At 68.9% G+C, this 19,187-nt stretch carries 17 protein-coding genes and 3 pseudogenes; 12 read left to right on the top strand and 8 right to left on the bottom strand.

Going from position 1 to position 19,187, the window contains the following annotated elements; genetic code table 11:
* Positions 1–81 precede the first annotated feature (81 nt).
* Positions 82–764, top strand: a pseudogene (locus ADK57_RS05300) (transcriptional regulator); the annotation flags it as partial.
* Between the two features lie 50 nt (positions 765–814).
* Here ADK57_RS05300 and cutA read toward each other — a convergent pair.
* From cutA to ADK57_RS05290, 3 genes and pseudogenes are all read right to left on the bottom strand, one after another.
* Positions 815–1,141, bottom strand: coding sequence for a divalent-cation tolerance protein CutA (cutA, locus tag ADK57_RS05295; protein ID WP_053748156.1), 327 nt, complete (start codon positions 1,139–1,141; stop codon positions 815–817).
* Positions 1,142–1,262: 121 nt separating this feature from the next.
* Positions 1,263–1,478: pseudogene (locus tag ADK57_RS46900) on the bottom strand (transposase family protein); the annotation flags it as partial.
* A 16-nt stretch (positions 1,479–1,494) separates the two neighbouring features.
* Positions 1,495–2,589 (bottom strand): YeiH family protein, encoded by a 1,095-nt coding sequence (locus tag ADK57_RS05290; protein ID WP_078972961.1) that lies wholly within the window; start codon positions 2,587–2,589, stop codon positions 1,495–1,497.
* A 107-nt stretch (positions 2,590–2,696) separates the two neighbouring features.
* Here ADK57_RS05290 and ADK57_RS05285 point away from each other — a divergent pair, with 107 nt between their 5' ends.
* The 11 genes and pseudogenes from ADK57_RS05285 to ADK57_RS05235 all read left to right on the top strand — a co-directional run bounded on the left by ADK57_RS05285 (position 2,697) and on the right by ADK57_RS05235 (position 15,514).
* Positions 2,697–3,728, top strand: coding sequence for a LysR family transcriptional regulator (locus ADK57_RS05285; protein WP_053748159.1), 1,032 nt, complete (start codon positions 2,697–2,699; stop codon positions 3,726–3,728).
* 213 nt (positions 3,729–3,941) lie between these two features.
* Complete coding sequence (locus tag ADK57_RS05280) at positions 3,942–4,727, top strand: GntR family transcriptional regulator (RefSeq protein WP_053748155.1); 786 nt, start codon at positions 3,942–3,944, stop codon at positions 4,725–4,727.
* 5 nt (positions 4,728–4,732) lie between these two features.
* Positions 4,733–7,479, top strand: a pseudogene (locus ADK57_RS52375) (fumarate reductase/succinate dehydrogenase flavoprotein subunit).
* A gap of 12 nt (positions 7,480–7,491) precedes the next feature.
* The gene (locus ADK57_RS05270) at positions 7,492–7,719 is read left to right on the top strand and encodes a 4Fe-4S dicluster domain-containing protein (protein WP_053748154.1); all 228 of its coding nucleotides are present in this window, start codon (positions 7,492–7,494) and stop codon (positions 7,717–7,719) included.
* Between the two features lie 12 nt (positions 7,720–7,731).
* On the top strand, positions 7,732–9,195 hold the full coding sequence (locus ADK57_RS05265; protein WP_078972960.1) for an ABC transporter substrate-binding protein: 1,464 nt from the start codon (positions 7,732–7,734) through the stop codon (positions 9,193–9,195).
* A gap of 66 nt (positions 9,196–9,261) precedes the next feature.
* Positions 9,262–10,158 (top strand): ABC transporter permease, encoded by an 897-nt coding sequence (locus tag ADK57_RS05260; protein WP_078972959.1) that lies wholly within the window; start codon positions 9,262–9,264, stop codon positions 10,156–10,158.
* The gene (locus ADK57_RS05255) at positions 10,155–10,928 is read left to right on the top strand and encodes an ABC transporter ATP-binding protein (RefSeq protein WP_053748153.1); all 774 of its coding nucleotides are present in this window, start codon (positions 10,155–10,157) and stop codon (positions 10,926–10,928) included. Before ADK57_RS05260 ends, ADK57_RS05255 begins: the two co-directional genes overlap by 4 nt.
* Before the next feature lie 78 nt (positions 10,929–11,006).
* Complete coding sequence (gene fdxA / locus ADK57_RS05250) at positions 11,007–11,345, top strand: ferredoxin (protein WP_053748152.1); 339 nt, start codon at positions 11,007–11,009, stop codon at positions 11,343–11,345.
* Complete coding sequence (locus ADK57_RS05245) at positions 11,342–13,237, top strand: 2-oxoacid:acceptor oxidoreductase subunit alpha (RefSeq protein WP_053748151.1); 1,896 nt, start codon at positions 11,342–11,344, stop codon at positions 13,235–13,237. Before fdxA ends, ADK57_RS05245 begins: the two co-directional genes overlap by 4 nt.
* Positions 13,234–14,301, top strand: coding sequence for a 2-oxoacid:ferredoxin oxidoreductase subunit beta (locus tag ADK57_RS05240; protein ID WP_053748150.1), 1,068 nt, complete (start codon positions 13,234–13,236; stop codon positions 14,299–14,301). The genes ADK57_RS05245 and ADK57_RS05240 overlap by 4 nt, the downstream gene beginning before the upstream one ends.
* A 100-nt stretch (positions 14,302–14,401) precedes the next feature.
* A complete protein-coding gene (locus tag ADK57_RS05235) occupies positions 14,402–15,514 on the top strand; it encodes an Mrp/NBP35 family ATP-binding protein (RefSeq protein WP_053748149.1) in 1,113 nt (370 codons plus the stop codon).
* A gap of 68 nt (positions 15,515–15,582) precedes the next feature.
* On the opposite strand, the gene ADK57_RS05230 is transcribed toward ADK57_RS05235, so the two are convergent.
* The 5 genes from ADK57_RS05230 to ADK57_RS05210 all read right to left on the bottom strand — a co-directional run bounded on the left by ADK57_RS05230 (position 15,583) and on the right by ADK57_RS05210 (position 18,763).
* Positions 15,583–15,912 carry a hypothetical protein gene (locus tag ADK57_RS05230; RefSeq protein WP_053748148.1) on the bottom strand — a complete coding sequence of 110 codons (330 nt, stop codon included), beginning with the start codon at positions 15,910–15,912 and terminating at the stop codon, positions 15,583–15,585.
* Between the two features lie 21 nt (positions 15,913–15,933).
* Entirely contained in the window at positions 15,934–16,602 is a 669-nt protein-coding gene (locus ADK57_RS05225) for an ATP-binding protein (protein ID WP_324612176.1), read from the bottom strand.
* A complete protein-coding gene (locus ADK57_RS05220; protein WP_234389967.1) occupies positions 16,599–17,039 on the bottom strand; it encodes a hypothetical protein in 441 nt (146 codons plus the stop codon). The genes ADK57_RS05225 and ADK57_RS05220 overlap by 4 nt, the downstream gene beginning before the upstream one ends.
* A 238-nt stretch (positions 17,040–17,277) precedes the next feature.
* Entirely contained in the window at positions 17,278–17,499 is a 222-nt protein-coding gene (locus tag ADK57_RS05215; protein ID WP_420711841.1) for a GntR family transcriptional regulator, read from the bottom strand.
* A gap of 313 nt (positions 17,500–17,812) precedes the next feature.
* Positions 17,813–18,763, bottom strand: a complete 951-nt coding sequence (locus tag ADK57_RS05210; protein WP_053748146.1) for a hypothetical protein — start codon at positions 18,761–18,763, stop codon at positions 17,813–17,815.
* Positions 18,764–19,187 lie beyond the last annotated feature (424 nt).

The raw sequence follows: 19,187 nt of genomic DNA, 5'->3' as shown, positions 1-19,187 counted from the left end.
ACAAACCGACGAGACCATCGTCCCGACCGAACTCACCGCCTAGCCTCAAAGAAGAGATCACCGAGTGGCCGTCAATACACCACTCCCGCGGACGTGACCTGGGTCGCCTGGGACCTGGGGGAACACGACAAGGCTGCTGCCTATTACCGGGTGACCTCGGAGTGCGCAAAGGAGGCCGGGCACCCGCCCCTGCGCGCCCTGGCGCTTGGCTACGCGAGCTACGGTGCCGCTACCCCGGGTAAGGCGCTGGAGATGCTGTCACAAGCGGCTCAGGATGTGCGGGGGCATGGCAACGCGACCGCTGCGGCGTGGGCATTGGGACGGTACGCGGAGGAAGCGGCTCAATCAGGGGACGATGCCGGCGCTCTTCGGGCCCTGGAGCAGGCGTGATTCGCGTATGACTTCGCGAATCACGCGAGCGAGCAGGCGTGGGTCCGCTTTGTGACGCCGTACCGGATGGACTCGCTGGCGCTTTCGGTATACGGCGAACTCAAGCGCCAAGAACTGACGGTCACAGCCGACTCCGCGGTCGAGCGCCTCGGTAAGGAACTGCCTGACTCCGGGGTTGTGGTCCTCGGGGACCTGGCGTCGGCGCTTCTGCGCGGCGGCGACTAGAGCGTGGGGTCTACGTCGCGCGCCAGTTCGCCGCAGCGGCGGAGTCAAAGCCGAACACCATGGGACGTCAGCGGGCGCAGAGCATCGCTGCCTGGCTCCCCGACATGGAGCGCGACCTGGCCGGCCACTTGCTGGCGTTCGCTTCGTGAGCCATCCCGGCGAGCAGGCTTCGTGACGGCGAGGCGCCGGGTGGCGCGCCCTACTGCGGGTGAGTCTCCTCGACCACCCAGGACAGGTACGCCTCCGATCCTCCGGTCACGGGCAGCGTGACCCACTGGGGGACGTCATACGGATGCTTCTCGTGCAGCCACGCCTCCAGTGCCGGGAGACGGTCCGTTGAAGTCATGTACGAGATCCGCCACTCCTGCGCCGTCTCGACCTTCCCCTTCCACCAGTAGAAGGCGGTGATAGGCGCATCGATGTGAACGCCCGCTGCCAGCTTGCTCTCGACCGCACCCCGAGCCAGCGCCTTCGCCTGATCCTCGTTGTCACTGGTCGTCTGCGCGATCACAATCTCGTGGGCCATGCATCTACCTCTCCAGCTCGGGTACCGCGACCCTACCCAGCCGTTCAGCGCACGCCGACAGTCGGTGGCTACCGGTCAAGATGGGCGGGACTCACCCACCGGCCTGGATCAGTGAGGTCTTTCAGCGTTGCCGCTCCAGGGTGAGGACGGCTGCAGCGATTGACGTCATTCGATTCGGGCTGTACCGGGACCTGCGGAAGATCCGCCACGACTTCAGTCGTGCGACGCCGTGCTCGACCGGCGCCCGTGCTGCGGACAGCGCGCGGTTAACGGTTTGCTGGGTCGGCATGAGGTCACGGTTCGGTGGGCGTCTGAGGGGTGTCGTCAGCAGGCGGCCCCGGTCCGTGCTGGGCTCAGAGCCGGCCGTTGATCGACTGGAGACCGACGCTGGTCGCGCCGATGGCGGCCCAGAGGATCGCGCCCAGCAGGAGTGGCCGCGGACCCGCCTCGCGAAGCTTGGAGAATTTCAGCGCCAGACCGATCCCCGACAGGGCCAGGGTGATCAGGAACGTGCTGATCACGGGCAGTGCCGACTCCCACGAAGCCGGGATGGCGTCATATGTGGCGGCGGCTGACGCGAGCAGGAATCCGACGATGAACACGGGAAACGCGCGCCAGATCCGCCTGCCCGCGCTCTCGTCCTGCCTGGCGTCCCGGGCTCGCCGCCCGAAGGATCGCCACAGCACCAGGGCCACACAGATCGGCACGATCATGAGACTGCGGGTCAGTTTGACCACCACCGCGTACTGCCCGGCCTCGGTCCCGTAGCTGTAGGAGGTGGCTACGACCGAGGACGTGTCGTTGATCGCGGTGCCGCTCCACAGGCCGAACGCCTCCTGCGACATGCCGAGCAGGTGGCCGATCGGAGGAAACAGGACAACGGCGGCGATGTTGAAGGTGAGGATGGTGCCGAGGGCGTATGCGACACGGGCCTCGGCGGCGCCGACTGCGGCGGTCACGGCGGCGATCGCCGAGGCTCCGCAGACGCCCGTGCCGACTCCGATGAGCAGCCCGGTCTCAGGGTGGACACCCAGCAGTCCGCCGACGGCCCAGGCGCCCAGCAGCGCCACGGCCAGCGTGCCCAGCATGACCGGCAGTGATCCCACTCCGACGCGCAACACGTCACTCAGCGAAAGCCCGGTCCCGAGCACGATGATGGACGCCTGCAGGACCTGTCTGCCTGCGACCGTGAACCCGGGGCGCAGACGCTCGGCCGTTGTGTGGGGGGCCCTCCGTCTGAGCAGGGCTCCGGCCAGAGCACCCACCACGATCCCGAACACCGGGCCGCCCACGGTCGGGACGAGGCGGCCCAGCCAGGCGGCCGGCAGCGCGACTGCCACCGCCACCGCCAGTCCCGGAAGTACAGCACCCGACGCGCGCCCGGCGCGCCTGGTACCGGCGAGCACGCGTGGCAGCGGCTTGACCGGCAGGGCATGGGACGATTCCATGACCTCTCCCTTCTTGCATCCCTGTTGGTGAGTTGCATCTGCACGATCGCCGGGTCCCGCCGGTCTCCGGTAGAGACCTGTTCCAGAGGAGGTCATAAGCGGTGCTGATGGGCCTTCCGCCGGGGACACCGGAGCTGAAAGTGCTGGACCTGCTGGTCTCCGTAGCCCAGACCGGCAGTCTCGGTCGGGCCGCCGCGCGGCATGGGATGAGCCAGCCGGCGGCGAGCATGCGCATCTCAGCGCTGGAACGGCAGTTGCGGCTGGTACTGCTCGAACGCGGCCCCACCGGGTCACGCCTCACCCCGGCCGGGATCGCCGTCGTGGACTGGGCGCGGCCAGTGCTCGATGCGGCCCGGGCGCTGGTCAGTGGCGTTGCGGCGCTCCACGCGGATCAGCAGGGACGCTTGCGGATCGCCGCGTCGATGACCATCGCGGATCACCGGGTGCCGGGGTGGCTGATGGCCCTGCGCACCCGGCTCCCCGAGGCCAAGGTCGCCCTGCGGGTCGGCAATTCGTCGCAGGTCGCCGACATGGTGCGCGGCCGTGAGGCGGACCTCGGTTTCGTCGAGGGCCCGCACGCGCCGGACGGACTCCGCAGCCGCACCATCGCCGAGGACGAACTGGTCGTGGTGGTCGCTCCGGGGCACCCGTGGGCCAGGCGCAGACAGCCGCTGCCGCTGCGGACACTGGCGGCCACTCCTTTGATCGTGCGCGAACAGGGCTCGGGCACGCGCGACGCGGTATGGGAAATCCTTCGCCGTTCCGCGGGAACGACTCTCCGCCCGCCCGCACTCGACGGTCCCGCTCCTCCTGTGCCTTCCGTCCGGACCCCTCCCGCCACGATTTCGGGAGGTGGCGCCGGACGGATCCCGGTCCAGCAGGAGATCGACGAGCAACCCGCGCCGCCCGCCGCGGAACTGGGTTCCACCACCGCGATCAAGTCGGCCGTGTCCACGGGTGACGCCCCTGCGGTGCTGAGCCGTCTCGCCGTATCGGCCGAACTCGACGATCGGCGGCTGATCAGCGTGCCGCTGGAGGAACCCGCCCTGCTGCGGCGGCGGTTCCGGGCCGTCTGGCTGCGGGAGACGCCCCCGGTGGGGCCGGCGGCTACGCTGCTGACCCTGGCCGCCCGCAGATAGACGGGTGGCCCGCAGGCGACCGTCCGCCACGCACCGGAACCCCTGCCCAGCGGGTGCCCGCAAGCTCTCCCTGCGCCCACAGCCCTGGCGCTACCGGCTCGCCCATGGCTGTTCTCCCAGGTCAGGAGAGCGTTGGCAGTCATGAGGTTGGCGTAACCAGTGCGTAATTCCGGCAATCGGTCGGCGTAACACCGCATCCGCAGCATTCCGGCCATGACAGGGATCGTCGCAGGTGGCAGAGGTTCAGGTAGCCGTGTCGCACCGGTACGGCGCATTCGAGATGTGTTGCGCACCCGCATTCTCACCGGCGTATACGGAACCCGGCCGTTGCCCTCCGAGGCGGAGCTGGCCGCGGAACTGGGAGCCAGCCGCAACGTCGTCCGGGACGTCCTCGCGCTGCTGCGCATGGAGGGCCTGGTCGACCGGATTCCCGGCGTCGGAACGTTCGTCGTGTCGGGAAAGGCCGTACAGGGACTGGACCGGCTGCGCGGACTCGCGGAGAGCTTCGACACCGGCTGCGACCGCGTGGTCAACCAGGTACTGCTGGCGGACACCGTGCCCGCCACACCCACCGTCGCCGAGCGTCTCGAACTCGCCCCGGGCACCGAAGTGGTCGCCCTGGAGCGGGTGCGGCTGCTCGACGGGCAGCCCCTGTCGCTGGACGCCAGTTACCTTCCCGCGGACATCGGCAGGCCCCTGCTGGAGATGGACCTGGCGCGACACGACGTCTTCGAGCTGCTCGAAGGCGAACTGGGCCTGCCCCTCGGCGCCGCCGCACTGTCGATAGAGGCGATCGCCGCCGACCGCACGGTCGCCGACCTGCTGCGCGTGGCGGACGGCTTTCCCCTGCTGTTTCTCGAACGGCTGACCTACACCAACGCGGGCCGGCCGATCGATCTCGAGTTCGTCCGATTCCGCGGCGACCGGATGTCCCTGGCCGGCTGGCTCCACCGCACCCCCGACCCGCTGCTGAACCACCCTTCCACCGAAAGGGGCTGACCTTCGTGCAGATCCCACCCCATTCTCAACGCCGCGAGTTCACCTGCGACGTCCTCATCGTCGGCGGGGGCACCGCCGGCACCATGGCGGCCCTCACCGCGGCAGCGAACGGCGCGGACGTCCTCCTGCTGGAAAAAGCACACGTACGTCACTCCGGCGCTCTGGCCATGGGCATGGACGGGGTGAACAACGCCGTCGTTCCGGGCAAGGCGACCCCCGAGGACTACGTCGCCGACATCACCCTCGCCAACGACGGCATCGTCAACCAGCGCACCATCTACGAGACCGCCACCCGCGGCTTCGGCATGGTGCAGCGGCTGGAGGGCTACGGCGTCAAGTTCGAGAAGGACGAACACAACGAGTACGCCGTGCGCAAGGTGCACCGCTCGGGCAGCTATGTGTTGCCGATGCCGGAGGGCCGCGACGTCAAGAAGGTCCTGTACCGTACGCTGCGCGCCCGCCAGGTGCGCTCCCGGGTCACGATCGAGAACCGGATCATGCCGGTGCGGGTCCTCACCGTGGACGGCCGGGCGGTCGGCGCGGTGGGCTTCGACACCCGGTCAGGGGAGTTCGTCACCATCTCGGCCGGCGCGGTGATCCTGGCCGCCGGGGCTTGCGGGCGCCTGGGCCTTCCGGCCAGCGGCTATCTGTACGGCACGTACGAAAACCCCACCAACGCCGGAGACGGCTACGCGATGGCGTACCACGCGGGCGCGGAACTGTCCGGCATCGAGTGCTTCCAGATCAACCCGCTCATCAAGGACTACAACGGGCCGGCCTGCGCCTACGTCGCCAACCCCTTCGGGGGCTACACGGTCAACGCCGACGGCAACCGCTTCGTCGACTGCGACTACTGGTCCGGCCACATGATGGCCGAGGTCAAGCGCGAACTGGACAGCGCCCGAGGTCCCATCTACCTCAAGCTCAGCCATCTGCCGAACACCACGATCAACCAGATCGAGGGCATCCTGCACACCACCGAGCGGCCCACCCGCGGCACCTTCCACGAAGGTCGCGGTCACGACTACCGCACCCGCGACATCGAGATGCACGTCTCTGAGATCGGACTGTGCAGCGGCCACTCCGCCTCGGGCGTATGGGTCGACGAGCACGCCGCCACCACCGTGCCGGGCCTGTACGCCGCCGGAGACATGGCCTGCGTACCGCACAACTACATGATCGGCGCCTTCGTCTACGGAGACATCGCCGGCGAACACGCCAGCGGCTTCGCCGCCTCTGCTGGCCGCCCCGCCCTGCCCGAGGACCAGATCACGGCGGCACACGAACTGATCTACCGGCCCCTGTCCCACCCGGACGGGCCGCCCCAGCCGCAGGTGGAGTACAAGCTCCGCCGCTTTGTCAACGACTACCTCCAGCCGCCCAAGACCGACCGCTATCTGACCCTCGGCCTGGAGGCGTTCGGGCGGATGAGCCGCGAGATCGCCGGCATGGGGGCCCGCACCCCGCACGAGCTGATGCGCTGCGCCGAGGTCACCTTCATCCGCGACTGCGCCGAGATGGCCGCGCGCGCCTCACTGGCCCGTACGGAAAGCCGCTGGGGCCTCTACCACCAGCGCGCCGACTGGCCCGAGCAGGACGACGCGAACTGGTTCCGTCATCTCAACCTGCGCAAGAGCCGCGCGGCGGGCGCGGGGGAGACGGGCGAGATGGAGACACTGACCCGGCCGGTGGCGCCGTACATCGTGCCGGTGCCCGGATTCACCCGCCCGGACGGGGTTCCGGACGTGCCCGCCCCGACCGGCGCCGACCTGGCGGCGGTGTGGGGATGACCGGCAGCACGCCCACGCAGGGCGGCCCCCACCGCATCCTGGCGCTCCTCGAACTCGTGGACGAAGCGCCCACCACCGAGGAACTGGCGGAGTTCCTCACCGACGCCGACCCCGACGTGCGCCGCACCGCGCTGACCGTGCTCAGTGAGGCCGCGGAATCCTGGGAGGAGCCGTCGGCGGTCTTCGCCGCGGCTCTTCTGGACCCGGACGAGTCGGTTCGCTGCGCCGCCATCGAACTGCTCAGCGAGCTGCGCGAAGTGCTGGTGTCCGGCGAGAGATTCACACGGTCGCTGCGCGAGGCGTGCGAGCACCCCGACGCCGATGTCCGGTCCGCCGCGGTGGTCGCCCTGTGGCGTCACCGGCTGTGCACGGTCGACGAGTTGACCGCGCTGCTCACCGACCCGGACGAGGCCGTGCGCTGCGAGACCGTGCTCGGGCTCGTCTCACTGGACGCACTGGACGCGCTGGCGGACGCTGCCGGTGACCCGGCCGCCGCGGTACGTCTCGCCGTGGCCCGAGGGCTGGCCGCCGTCGGAGACCCCCGCGGCGTCGCCACCCTGATCCGCCTCGCCGAGGACTCCGACGTCCTGGTCCGGGCCGCGGCCCTGTCCGCCATGGCCCACACCGGCTGCACCGAGCAGGCGGCGGACTTGGCCCGCACGGCTCTGACCGACCCGGCATGGCAGATCCGGCAAGGGGCGGCGGCCGCGCTGGCGGTGGCGGATCCCCAGCAGGTGGTCGCTCCGCTGATCACCGCGACGAGGGACACCAACCTCGACGTACGCAAGGCCGCCGTGCGTGCCCTCGGGGGCCTGACCGCGGGGCGCCCGGAGGTCCGGGCCGCACTTGAGGCAGCCGTCGCCGACGTGGACGCCGATGTCCGCGCCTTTGCCCGCATGGGCCTGTCCGACGCTTGTGCGGACCTCACCGAATCCCCGACCACCGACACCGCGACAGGCTGAAGGAGACCACTGATGGCGCACGCATCCAACCGGGTCGACGTACCGGTCACCATCGACGAATCCAAGTGCATCGACGGCTGCACCCTCTGCGTGGACATGTGCCCGCTCGACTCACTGGCCATCCACCCCGAGACCGGCAAGGCGTACATGCACGTCGACGAGTGCTGGTACTGCGGTCCCTGCGCGGCCCGGTGCCCGGTCGACGCCGTCACGGTCGACATCCCCTTCCTGCTGCGGTGACTGGAGCCTGACATGTATCCCTTTCCGCACCCCGTCCCACGGCCCTTGCTCCTGAAGCGGTCCCGCCGTCGGCCGTTGCTCGGCGTACTCGCCGTGCTGGGGCTCGGCGCCAGTGCCTGCGGTACCGGCACCTCGGCCGGGTCCTCGACCGTGGTGGTCAACATCGGCTTCCAATCCAAGACCATCAACACCGTCACCGCGGGCACCTTGCTGCGCCAGCGCGGCACCTTCGAGCGCAGGCTGAATGCCATCGGCAAGACTTCCGGAGTGCACTACAAGGTCGTCTGGCAGGACTTCCCCTCGGGGCCGCCGCTGACCGCCCAGATGATCGCCGGCAAGGTGGACATCGGCTCCATGGGCGACTACCCCGTCCTCGTCAACGGTTCGAAGACCGCCGAGTTCCCCGACGCTAGTTCGGAACTGGTCGCCGTCACCGGCTACAACCTGCGCGGATCGCTCAATGAGGTCGTCGTGCCGAAGGACTCTCCGGCACAGAAGCTGACCGATCTGCGCGGCAAGGTGGTGTCCACCAGTGTCGGTTCGGCCGCACACGGAATGCTCGTGAACGCCCTGCGCAAGAACGGGCTGAGCCCGGACGACGTCAAGCTGCTCAACCAGGAGCCGGCGGTCGGCGCCTCTGCGCTCCAGGGCAAACAGGTCGCCGCACTGTCCCAGTTCGTGCCCTGGCCGCAGCTCATGGTGTTCCGCAAGCAGGGCAGGCTGCTCTACGACGGCGGGTCCAACGGCGTTCCGACCTTCCACGCCGTCGTCTCCCGCAAGGCGTACGCCGACGACCACCCCGAAGTGATGCGGGCCTTCCTGGAATCGGTCCGCGCCACGGCGGACTACCTCAACAAGAACCCGCTGGCCGCCGCCCAGCAGGTCGCCAAGGCCACGGGAATCGAACCCGAGGTGGTCTACCTCTACAACGGACCGAACGGCCTGGTGACCTTCGACCCGACCATCAAACCCCAACTGGCCGACGCGCTCTCCAAGGACCTGCCCTTCCTCAAGGACCTCGGCTCGGTCAAGAACCTGGACCTCGACAAGTTCGTCAACGACAGCTACCTCCGCAAGATCTACGGCGCCTCGTACGACGCCGCCAGCAAGAGCACCGCGTCCCCGAACACGCTCAGCGGCCGGGACCCGGTCTGTCACGAGCCCGTCAAGGATCCGCGTACCGCCTCGGAAGTGTGGTTCAGCGGTCAGAAGTCGACCAGGGTCGCGGCGACTCCCACCTGCCTGCTGCGGCAGATCGTCGCCCACGACGGGGGCGTACGAGCCGCCTACGTACCGGACGCGAAGAACGGGACCCGGATGTTCGCATCCGCCGCGACCTGGGTGCTCGACCCCGACCGGGCCGCTAATTCCCGCCTGCTGCCGTTCGCGGTGACCGCGGACGCCGACTCCTATCTGGCGGACCACTCCGACGCCCGAAAGCTCGGCTACGAGGCGGCGCTTGAGGCTGCTTCGTGAGCCGTAGCCGAGCCATGGACCCGCACCTATCGCAGAGCTGAGCAGGTATCGCAGGAAAGAGGACGTATGACAACGACTCCCGTCTCCCAGCAGTCCCTGACACCCACCGGTGAACCGATCGCCGTCACCCCGCGACCACGGCCCGGGGTGCGGGCGGGCCTCCGCCCGCTCACGGCGCTCGGAGCCTGGCCGCGCCGACTGGCTTCCGGAGCGCGGGCAGCGCTGCCCCTGGCCGCCGCGCTGCTGATCTGGTACCTGCTCACGGCCAACGACGTCGTCCTGTGGCTGCGCTTCGACAAGGTGCCCGGCCCAGCCGACGTGTACGACACCCTCAAGGGGCAACTGAAGTCCGGCAGCTACTACCAGGACCTGCTTGCCAGTCTGCGCCGCATCCTGCTCGGCTTCGGGCTCGCCGCGGTGAGCGGGGTGGCCATCGGCATGGCGATCGGGCGCTCCCGGGTCGTTCAGGCGCTGGTCAGGCCGCTGATCGAGGTGGCCCGGCCGATCCCGGCGATCGCCCTGGTCCCGCTGGCGATCCTCATCTTCCCGACCGGCGAGCAGGGCATCGTCTTCATCACCTTCTTCGCCGCGTTCTTCCCGGTGGCGGTGAGCACCATCCACGCCATGAAGACCCTGCCCAAGGTCTGGGAGGAGGCCGCCCGGACGATGGGCGCCCGCCGGCTCTCGGTACTGGCGCACGTGGTGCTTCCCGGAGCGATGCCCGGCATATTCTCCGGGCTGTCCGTCTCCATGGGCGTGGCCTGGATCTGCGTCATCAGCGCCGAGATGATCTCCGGTCAATTCGGCATCGGCTACTACACCTGGCAGTCCTACGGCCTACTCGACTACTCCGGTGTGATCGTCGGAATGCTCTCCATCGGCATCCTGGGCTGGGGAACGGCTTGGCTGGTGGAGCGACTAGGGTCCCGCGTCAACCGCTGGCTGCCGAGGAACGCCCGATGAACGCCGGAGCGCGGGTCCGGCTGGAAGGACTGAAGCTCGCCTTCGGCGACATGCCGACCGCCGAGGTCGATCTTGAAGTGCGGCCCGGAGAGATCGTCATCCTGCTCGGGCCGTCCGGATGCGGGAAGTCGACCATTCTGCGGGCCCTGGCGGGACTGCTCACACCCACCGCCGGGCGCGCGGAGGTCGACGGCAAACCGGCGGGTGGGGCCGACACGGCCTGCGCGATGGTCTTCCAGGAGGACGCTCTGCTGCCCTGGCGTTCGGCCGCCCGCAATGTCGAGTACGCCCTCAAACTGCGCGGCGTGCCCCGGCGGCAAAGGCGACAGGAAGCCGAGGAACTCCTGGCCCAAGTTGGCCTGGAGGGCTTCTTCGACCACCTGCCGGGCCAGTTGTCGGGCGGTATGCGGCAACGTGTACAGCTCGCCCGGACGCTGGCCACCCGCCCCCGGGTGATGCTGATGGACGAGCCGTTCGGCGCCCTGGACGCCCAGACCCGCTCGGAGATGCAGCGACTGCTGATCTCGGTCTGGCAGCAATACGGGACCACGATCCTCTTCGTCACCCATGACGTCGACGAGGCCCTGCTGCTGGGCGACCGGGTCGTCCTGCTCAGCCCCCGCCCCGCCGTCGTACGCGAGATCGTCGACGTCCCCGCGCCGCGGCGCCCGGGAGCCCAGTTCGAACCCGAATTCGCCCGTCGCCGCTACGAGATCCTCGCCTCGCTCGGCGACGCCGCGCCCGCCGAACTGTCCGCCGAAGGCGCCTGAACTCCCTGTCGCCCGAACCGCTGCAGGTCGTTCGACCCCACACCGAATTCGACCCCACACCAAAGGAGTCACCTCATCATGACCTTCGTCATCGGGGCCGCGTGCGTCGACGTAATGGACCGCGCCTGTGTCGACGAGTGCCCGGTGGACTGCATATACGTCGGGGAGCGCATGGCCTACATCAACCCCGACGAGTGCATCGACTGCAGCGCCTGCGAACCCGTCTGTCCGGTCGAGGCCATCGCCACGGTCGAGGAACTCGCCCCCGAGGACGCGCCGTTCGTCACGGAGAACGCGCGCTTCTTCTCCGAACCGCTGCCCGGGCGTGCCGAGCCGCTGGGCTCGCCCGGCGGTGCCGCGGACCTCGGCCCGATCGGTGTCGACACGCCCTTCGTCCAGAGTTACGTGGCGCCATGAGCGGCACGGACGCCGGCCTCGCCGGGACCGACCGCACCGAACGGACCGAGCGGCTTGAGCGGGTTGTCATCCGGTTCGCCGGTGACTCCGGAGACGGTATGCAGCTCACCGGCGACCGGTTCACCTCGGCGGCCGCGGCCTTCGGCAACGACCTGGCCACGCTGCCCAGCTTCCCCGCCGAGATCCGCGCCCCCCAGGGGAGCATCGCCGGAGTCTCGTCCTTCCAGGTGCACTTCGCAGACTACGACATCCTCACCGCCGGAGACCGGCCTGATGTGCTGGTGGCGATGAACCCGGCCGCGTTGAAGGCCAACCTCGCCGACCTGCCGCCGGGCGGCACGGTGATCGTGAACACCGACGAGTTCACCCCACGCAATCTGACCAGGGCGGGCTGTGCTGCCGATCCGCTGGAGGACGGCACGCTGACTTCCTTCCAGGTCCACCCGGTGGCCATGACCACACTGACCCGGGGCGCACTGGCGGACACCGGCCTGAGTAAGAAGGACGCGGAACGGGCGAAGAACATGTTCGCCCTGGGCCTGCTGTCGTGGATGTACCACCGTCCGACCGCAGGGACCGAGCGGTTCCTTCGGCAGAAGTTCGCGTGCAAGCCCGAGATCGCCGAGGCGAACATCCTCGCCTTCCGAGCCGGCTGGAACTACGGCGAGACCACCGAGTCGTTCGCCGTGACGTTCGAGGTCGCCCCCGCGACGGCGCTCACTCCGGGCACCTACCGGCAGATCACCGGCAACACCGCCCTGGCGTACGGGATCGTCGCGGCCGGGGCCAGGTCCGGGCTGCCGGTGCTCCTCGGCAGCTACCCGATCACCCCGGCCAGCGACATCCTGCACGAGTTGTCCCGGCACAAGAACTTCGGCGTGACCACGGTGCAGGCGGAGGACGAGATCGCTGCCGTCGGGGCCGCGCTGGGGGCCTCGTACGGCGGGGCCCTGGGCGTGACCACCACGTCCGGTCCCGGTCTCGCCCTCAAGAGCGAGACGATCGGTCTGGCTGTGATGACCGAGCTGCCGCTGCTGGTGATCGACGTACAACGCGGTGGGCCGTCCACCGGCCTGCCCACCAAGACGGAGCAGGCGGACCTGCTGCAGGCCATGTTCGGACGTAACGGCGAATCCCCGGTGCCGGTCCTCGCGCCGGCCACCCCGGCGGACTGCTTCGACACGATGCTCGACGCGGCCCGGATCGCACTCACCTACCGGACACCGGTGCTGCTGCTGTCCGACGGCCACATCGCCAACGGCTCCGAGCCCTGGCTCGTCCCGGACGCCTCCGAGCTGCCCGACCTGAGCGTCGAGTTCACCACCGAACCCAACGCAGCCGACGGATCCGGCGGCTTCTGGGGCTACCTACGCGACCCGCACACCCTCGCCCGCCCCTGGGCGGTGCCCGGCACCCCCGGACTCGAACACCGCATCGGCGGCCTGGAGAAGGCCGACGGCACGGGCGACATCTCCTACGACGCCGACAACCACGACCGCATGGTGCGACTGCGGCAGGCCAAGATCGACGGAATCACCGTGCCCGACGCCGTGCCGGACGACCCGTCCGGCCGGGCCGAGGTCCTGGTGGTGGGCTGGGGCTCGTCGTACGGACCGATCGGAGCCGCGGCACGCCGAGTCCGCCGGACCGGACACCCCGTCGCCCACCTGCATCTGCGCCACCTCAACCCCCTGCCCGCCAACCTCGGCGAGGCGCTCTCCCGCTACCGGCGCGTCGTCGTCCCGGAGTTGAACCTCGGCCAGCTCGCGCTGCTGCTGCGCGCCAAGTACCTGGTCGACGCCGTCTCGTACACGAAGGTCGCCGGGCTTCCGTTCGGCGCGGAAGAACTCCAGGGCGTGTTCACCGATGTGATCGAAGGAGTCCGGACATGACCACCATCGACCTCGGCCTGCCGGGCCTCGGCGGGCAGGCACTGGTGCCCCAGTCCGAGACGAAGCTGTCGCCGAAGGACTTCAAGTCCGACCAGGAGGTGCGCTGGTGCCCCGGCTGCGGTGACTACGCGGTCCTGGCCGCTGTGCAGGGCTTCATGCCCCGGCTGGGGCTGAGGCGGGAGAACACCGTGTTCATCTCCGGCATCGGCTGCTCCTCCCGCTTCCCGTACTACATGAACACCTACGGGATGCACTCCATCCATGGCCGCGCCCCGGCCATCGCCACCGGCCTGGCAGTCGCCCGTCCCGATCTGTCGGTGTGGGTGGTCACCGGTGACGGAGACGCCCTGTCGATCGGCGGCAACCACCTGATCCACACCCTGCGGCGCAACGTGAACCTGAAGATCCTGCTGCTCAACAACCGCATCTACGGACTCACCAAAGGCCAGTACTCGCCGACCTCGGAGACCGGCAAGGTCACCAAATCCACCCCCATGGGCTCGGTCGATGCCCCCTTCGACCCGGTCTCACTGGCACTGGGAGCCGGTGCCACCTTCGTCGCCCGCGTCCTCGACTCGGACCGCGCGGGACTGACCGACGTGCTCACGGCAGCCGCCGAACACAGGGGCACCGCGCTCGTGGAGATCTACCAGAACTGCCCGATCTTCAACGACGGCGCCTTCGAGGTACTTCGACAACCCGGCGAGAAGGAGCGGCGCCTCATCTCACTGCGCCACGGCCAACCGCTGCGCTTCGGCGCCGACAAAGAATACGGCGTGGTCCGCACCGGTTCCGGAGGGCTGGAGACGGCGAAAGTCTCGGACGTAGGGGAGGAGGCGCTCGTGGTGCACGACGCCACCTTGGAGGACCCCGCCCACGCCTTCGCCCTGTCGCGGCTGTGCTCCCAGAATCTCGCGCACACCGTCACCGGTGTCTTCCGCTCGGTCAGCCGCCCGGTCTACGACGACCAGGTCCGCGCCCAGATCGAACAGGCCAGGAGCACCACACCCGCCGACCTCCAGTCCCTGCTCGCAGGCAAGGACACCTGGTCCGTCGCCGGCTGACGCCGCGCCGCTTCTCCCTTCGCCCTCACACCCAGCGCCCCACGGATTCGGAGCCCCGCCTGTGACAACCGCACAGACCCACGAGCACGCAGCCCCGGCCATGGACACGGTCCGCAAGGCGCTGTCCAAGGTCCTCGACCCGGAGATCCAGCGGCCCATCACCGACCTCGGGATGGTCAAGGAGATCACGGTGGGCGCCGACGGCACGGTGCTGGTCGGCATCTACCTGACCGTCTCTGGCTGCCCGTTGCGCGAGAAGATCACTGCGGACGCCACCGCCGCCGTGTCCGCGCTGCCCGGCGTGCACGAGGTGCGCATCGAACTAGACGTGATGAGCGACGAGCAACGCACCGAACTGCGCAGGAGCCTGCGGGGTGATACGGACGAGCCGGTGATCCCCTTCGCCCGGCCCGGTTCACTGACCCGGGTGTACTGCGTCGCGTCCGGAAAGGGCGGAGTCGGGAAATCGAGTGTCACGGTCAACCTGGCCGCCGCGATGGCCTCCCGCGGGCTGTCGGTCGGCGTGCTTGACGCCGACATCTACGGCCACTCGGTGCCGCGCATGCTGGGGGTGATGGCCGGCCCCACCCGCGTCGAAAAGATGATCATGCCGCCGAGGGCGAACGGTGTGAAGGTGATCTCCGTCGGGATGTTCACGTCGGGCAACGCGCCGGTGATGTGGCGCGGCCCGCTGCTGCACCGCGCGCTGCAACAGTTCCTCGGCGAGGTGTACTGGGGAGATCTCGACGTGCTCCTGCTCGACCTGCCACCCGGAACCGGCGACATCCCCATCTCCCTTGCCCAGTTGCTCCCCGAATCCGAGATCCTCGTGGTGACGACACCGCAGGCGGCCGCGGCGGAGGTGGCCGAGCGAGCCGGGGCCGTCAGCCTGCAGACCGGTCAGCGTGTGGCCGGGGTGGTGGAGAACATGTCCTGGCTGCGGCTGCCGGACGGTTCGACGACGCGGCTCTTCGGTTCCGGCGGCGGCCAAACGGTCGCCGACTCGCTGTCCCTCGCGCTGGGCACGGAAATCCCTCTGCTGGGCCAGGTGCCGATGGACCCCCTCCTGGGCGAGGCGGGCGACGCCGGTACGCCACTGGTGCTGAGCGCTCCCGAGGCTCCCGCTGCGGTAGTGCTCCGCGCAATCGCGGAGGGGCTGACTGTACGCCGGCGCGGTCTGGCCGGTTGCCGGCTTCCGGTCAGCCCGTCATGAACGGGCCCCGGCAGTCGGCCGTCTCCGCGTCGACCACGGAACTTCCGTTTCCTGAGTCTGCGGGCAGGTCAGGCGCCTTTTTCCGGAGCGTCTAGAAGAAACCTAGGTCCAGCTTGGTCCTTGAAGAGTTCGGTGCGCGGGTCGTGGCCGATGGCGAGGAACAGGCCGGACACGCCCAGGTCGCGAGTCGTGCCGGTGCGGACGTTGCGGAGCACAACCCCTGCGAGCATGCTGCCCTTCTCCTTGATCTTGCTGTCGAACGCGAAGGAGCTCTCGCCGTCAGCGAAGGCGCGTTTCTGCATGGCCTTGGAGACGCGCAGGGCGGAACGACGGTGACCGAGCGGCGAACCGGGTGGGAAGGTGACCTCTTCAAAGGCCGTGTCGCCGCCGCCGATCACGATGTCGCGGTCGCGGAAGAACTACCGGTCGCAGGTCGCATACCAGGACTCGCCCCGGCCGGACAGCTCGTCCTCCTTGGGAAGGCCGAGACCTGGCTGTGCGCGGGTGCGGACCCGGCCGAGGTCGCCCAGCGGGCCGGAACAGAGTGGAGGTTCTCCTGTCCCGGTAAGCGAAGTGCTCTGTACGACCGGCAGTCCATCAACAACCAGCGCGTCGAAGGGCTGCTGAGCTTTGACGAGCTTGGTCGCGAGTGTGTAGCGGACCCGGTAGCCGGCCATGGCGGCTTCGGTGCCCAGCGCGATCAGCAGGTGTGACTTGCCGGTGCCGGAGTCGCCGATCAGGCAGAGCGGCAGGCCCTTCTTGACCCACTCGCAGGTCGCCAGGGTGTGGATGACCGCCGGATCCACGTTGGGGTTCGCCTCGAAGTCGAAGGCCCGCATTGATTTCTCGCGAGGGAAGGCGGCGGCCTTGATCCGTCGCTCCGAGCGGCGGCGGGCCCGGTCGTCGCATTCGGACATCAGCAGTTCGGCGAGGGAGCCGCGATACGACATTTGGTCACGGGCTGCTGCTTCGGCCAGCTCGGGGAACTGGGCCCGAATGGTGGGCAGCCGCAGCATGCGGCATGCCTGGTCGACGGCAGCGTCGGCTGCCTGTTCAGTCAGTCCGCGGTGGCGTTTGAACGTCGTCATGGCCTGTCTCCCTCGACGGCGGAACGGTCCGGCCGCTGCCGCGGTCGCAGCAGCTGGTCGTAGGCCGCGACGGACGGCAGCGGCCGGTTGTCGGGCGGCAGGTGGGCCAGCCGCCGTTCGGTCAGGAACGTCACACTCGCCCGGTCCGGCTCCGGATCAGTCGTGGCGGGCGGTGCCTCGTCGGCTTCGGCGGCTTTGCGGGCTTCCAGTGCGACCGCGTCCGCGGTCAGGGCGCCGGCCCGCAGGGCGACGGCGAGCCCGGTCACCAGGTACTCGTGGTGAAGATGCCGGCCCAGCAGCAAGACCTCGATCAGGGCGCGGGTGCCGTCCCGGTCGCCGTGGGCCTTGCAGGCCGCCGCCCACCACGCGTCGTGGGACGGGGGTGAACTTGCCTGCGGAGCGGGCCTGTTCCAGCGCGGTCGCGCCGGGGAAGGCACCGGGCTTGCGGACCAGGGCCTCCAGGTAGTGGTCCAGTTCTAGACGGGACTGGCCCTTGGCGATCAGTCGCTCGTGCCGGGCGACTTCCTTGCGGCCGTCGTAGCCTGCCCGGGCATCACGGCGGATCGCCGCGTACAGACCGACTTTGGACTTCGGTGGCGCCGGCGCCCCCTCACCACGCAGAGCACTCCCAGAGTCCCACCGCAAGAGCCCAAGTGGTGTCAAAACTCAGCGATATCACTCTCCGCCAACACTGGGCGGTGTCTCCGCCGATCGACAACCGGTGTCAGGACTCACTGATAAAGCCACCTGGCGGACGGTACTGGGCTCCATGCCGAACTCCTCGGTGAGTTCCGCCTGGGTGGGCAGACGCTCACCTGCCTCGAGCTCGCCGCCACGGATCCGCTCACGGAGGATGTCGGCGATCTCCTGGGGCGAGGACTTTCTGCTGTCGCTCACTGCCACACTCTCCCAGGACACCAGTCGGGTCAGGTCCGTCGTCATGGATTCCCACAGGGCGTCGGGCCATCTCCGGGACTCATCGACGAACCACGCCACGTGCTCACCTGTGACGGTTCGTTCAGTGATTCGCTCCCGTTCTGTTCCAGATGACTGTGGTCAGGACAAGGTTCTGATCTGCGATGCCTGCAGATGATTGGTACTGGAGGGTGGCCGCCAATGTCCCGCTCAACTGTAGTTACGGTGATGGATCACTCGCGGAGCCAGGCAGCAGCGTTGGGCCGACCGCGGAGACAGGACATGGAGGTGCAGGTCACCACCTGGCGCGCAGCACGCCGTCACTGTCAGGTAGAGCAACGTGGAACAGTGGGTGGCGTTCGTCGAGGGCCAGGGGCAGGGAGCAGGCCGCCCTCGCGCCTGCCACCAAAGTGGTGAGCTGTTGGTGGTGGGTCTCGTCGACGGTCACGTGGCGGATCGTTCCGTTCGGTGCCTCCCAGACGAAGTCCACGGATTCGTCCTCGGGCAGCGCGGCAAGGACCGCATCGACATCAGGGGTGAGGTCGGGCCAGACGGTCAGGAGCGCGCGTGGGCCGAGCACGGCGCGGACGGTATCGAGGCTGTTCTCGGTGAGACGGTGCCAGCGGGTGGCGTTGCGGAGGTAGGTCTCCTCCAGGAGGAGCATCTGCGGTGCGGCCAGTTCTGCGCGTACTCGTTCCCAGAACTCCTCGTCCGCAGCCTGTGTCACCTCTGGTTCCTCAAGGTCCGCGGCGTAGGGCGACGCCGTGATCGGTTCCGCGAACAGGCCGAGCTCGCGGGTCCGGGCGACGGCTGCTTCACAGGGCTGGCCGCTGCCGACGTACACGTACTGATCCCACCCGACGTGCACGGTGAACGTGTCCTGCTGCTCCAGCCGGCACCAGGCGCCCTGGTCACGGAGCATGGCCCGGACCAGCTCCAGCGCGACCGGCACTGAGACTTCGGCACCGTCGTAGTAGCCGGTGAGGTCGGGCGGGAACAGCCCAGCGAGGCCCTGTCCGTCAACCGGCGCCTCTAGGCCGAAGTTAACGAAGCCGGTGACCTCCGGTTCACGGATCTCCAGCCGGTCAATGCCCGACTCCTGCGCGAAGGCGGCGATCGCCTCCAAGTAGGCGGCTTCGACCGGCCCGTGGTCGCTCACCGTGTCCTCAGCGCCGTTGTAGTGCCCACGTTCGTCGCGGTCGGCGGGGTTGTACTTGGTTATCCGGTGGGCGAAGGACGGCGGCACGCTACTCCCTGGACTGTTGGAAGGGGATGTCAGCGTAGTTCGTGACAACGGCCTGCCGGGTTCCTGCCGCGACCTCCACCGTCAGCCCTCTCGGCATGAACGTGTACTCCTATCCGCCGCTGTCACAACAGCCCGGGCTTTCGAGCTGACATCTGCGAAGCCCGCCTACACATACCGGGACACTGACGCACCCGCCTACAGAAGAGCCGGACTGCCTACACATCGCGGGGACAGGACAGCTCCTCCGAGCCACCGTACAGAGAGTCACCGGCCACTCGCTCGCAAGCTGTCGTGCTCCGCTCGCAAGCTGTCGTGCTCCGTCACACTCATGATCCACCGCCCACACCCCTCGCGTGTTCGTTTTTGTGTTCGATGACGTGGGGTGTGGGAGGTGGGTGTCGTGACGGACGGGACAGCGGCGGGT

Source organism: Streptomyces sp. MMG1533, from assembly GCF_001279775.1.
Taxonomy (GTDB): Bacteria; Actinomycetota; Actinomycetes; order Streptomycetales; family Streptomycetaceae; genus Streptomyces.
Note: the sequence above shows the minus strand (reverse complement) of the source record. Positions and strands in the feature narration are given on the sequence as shown.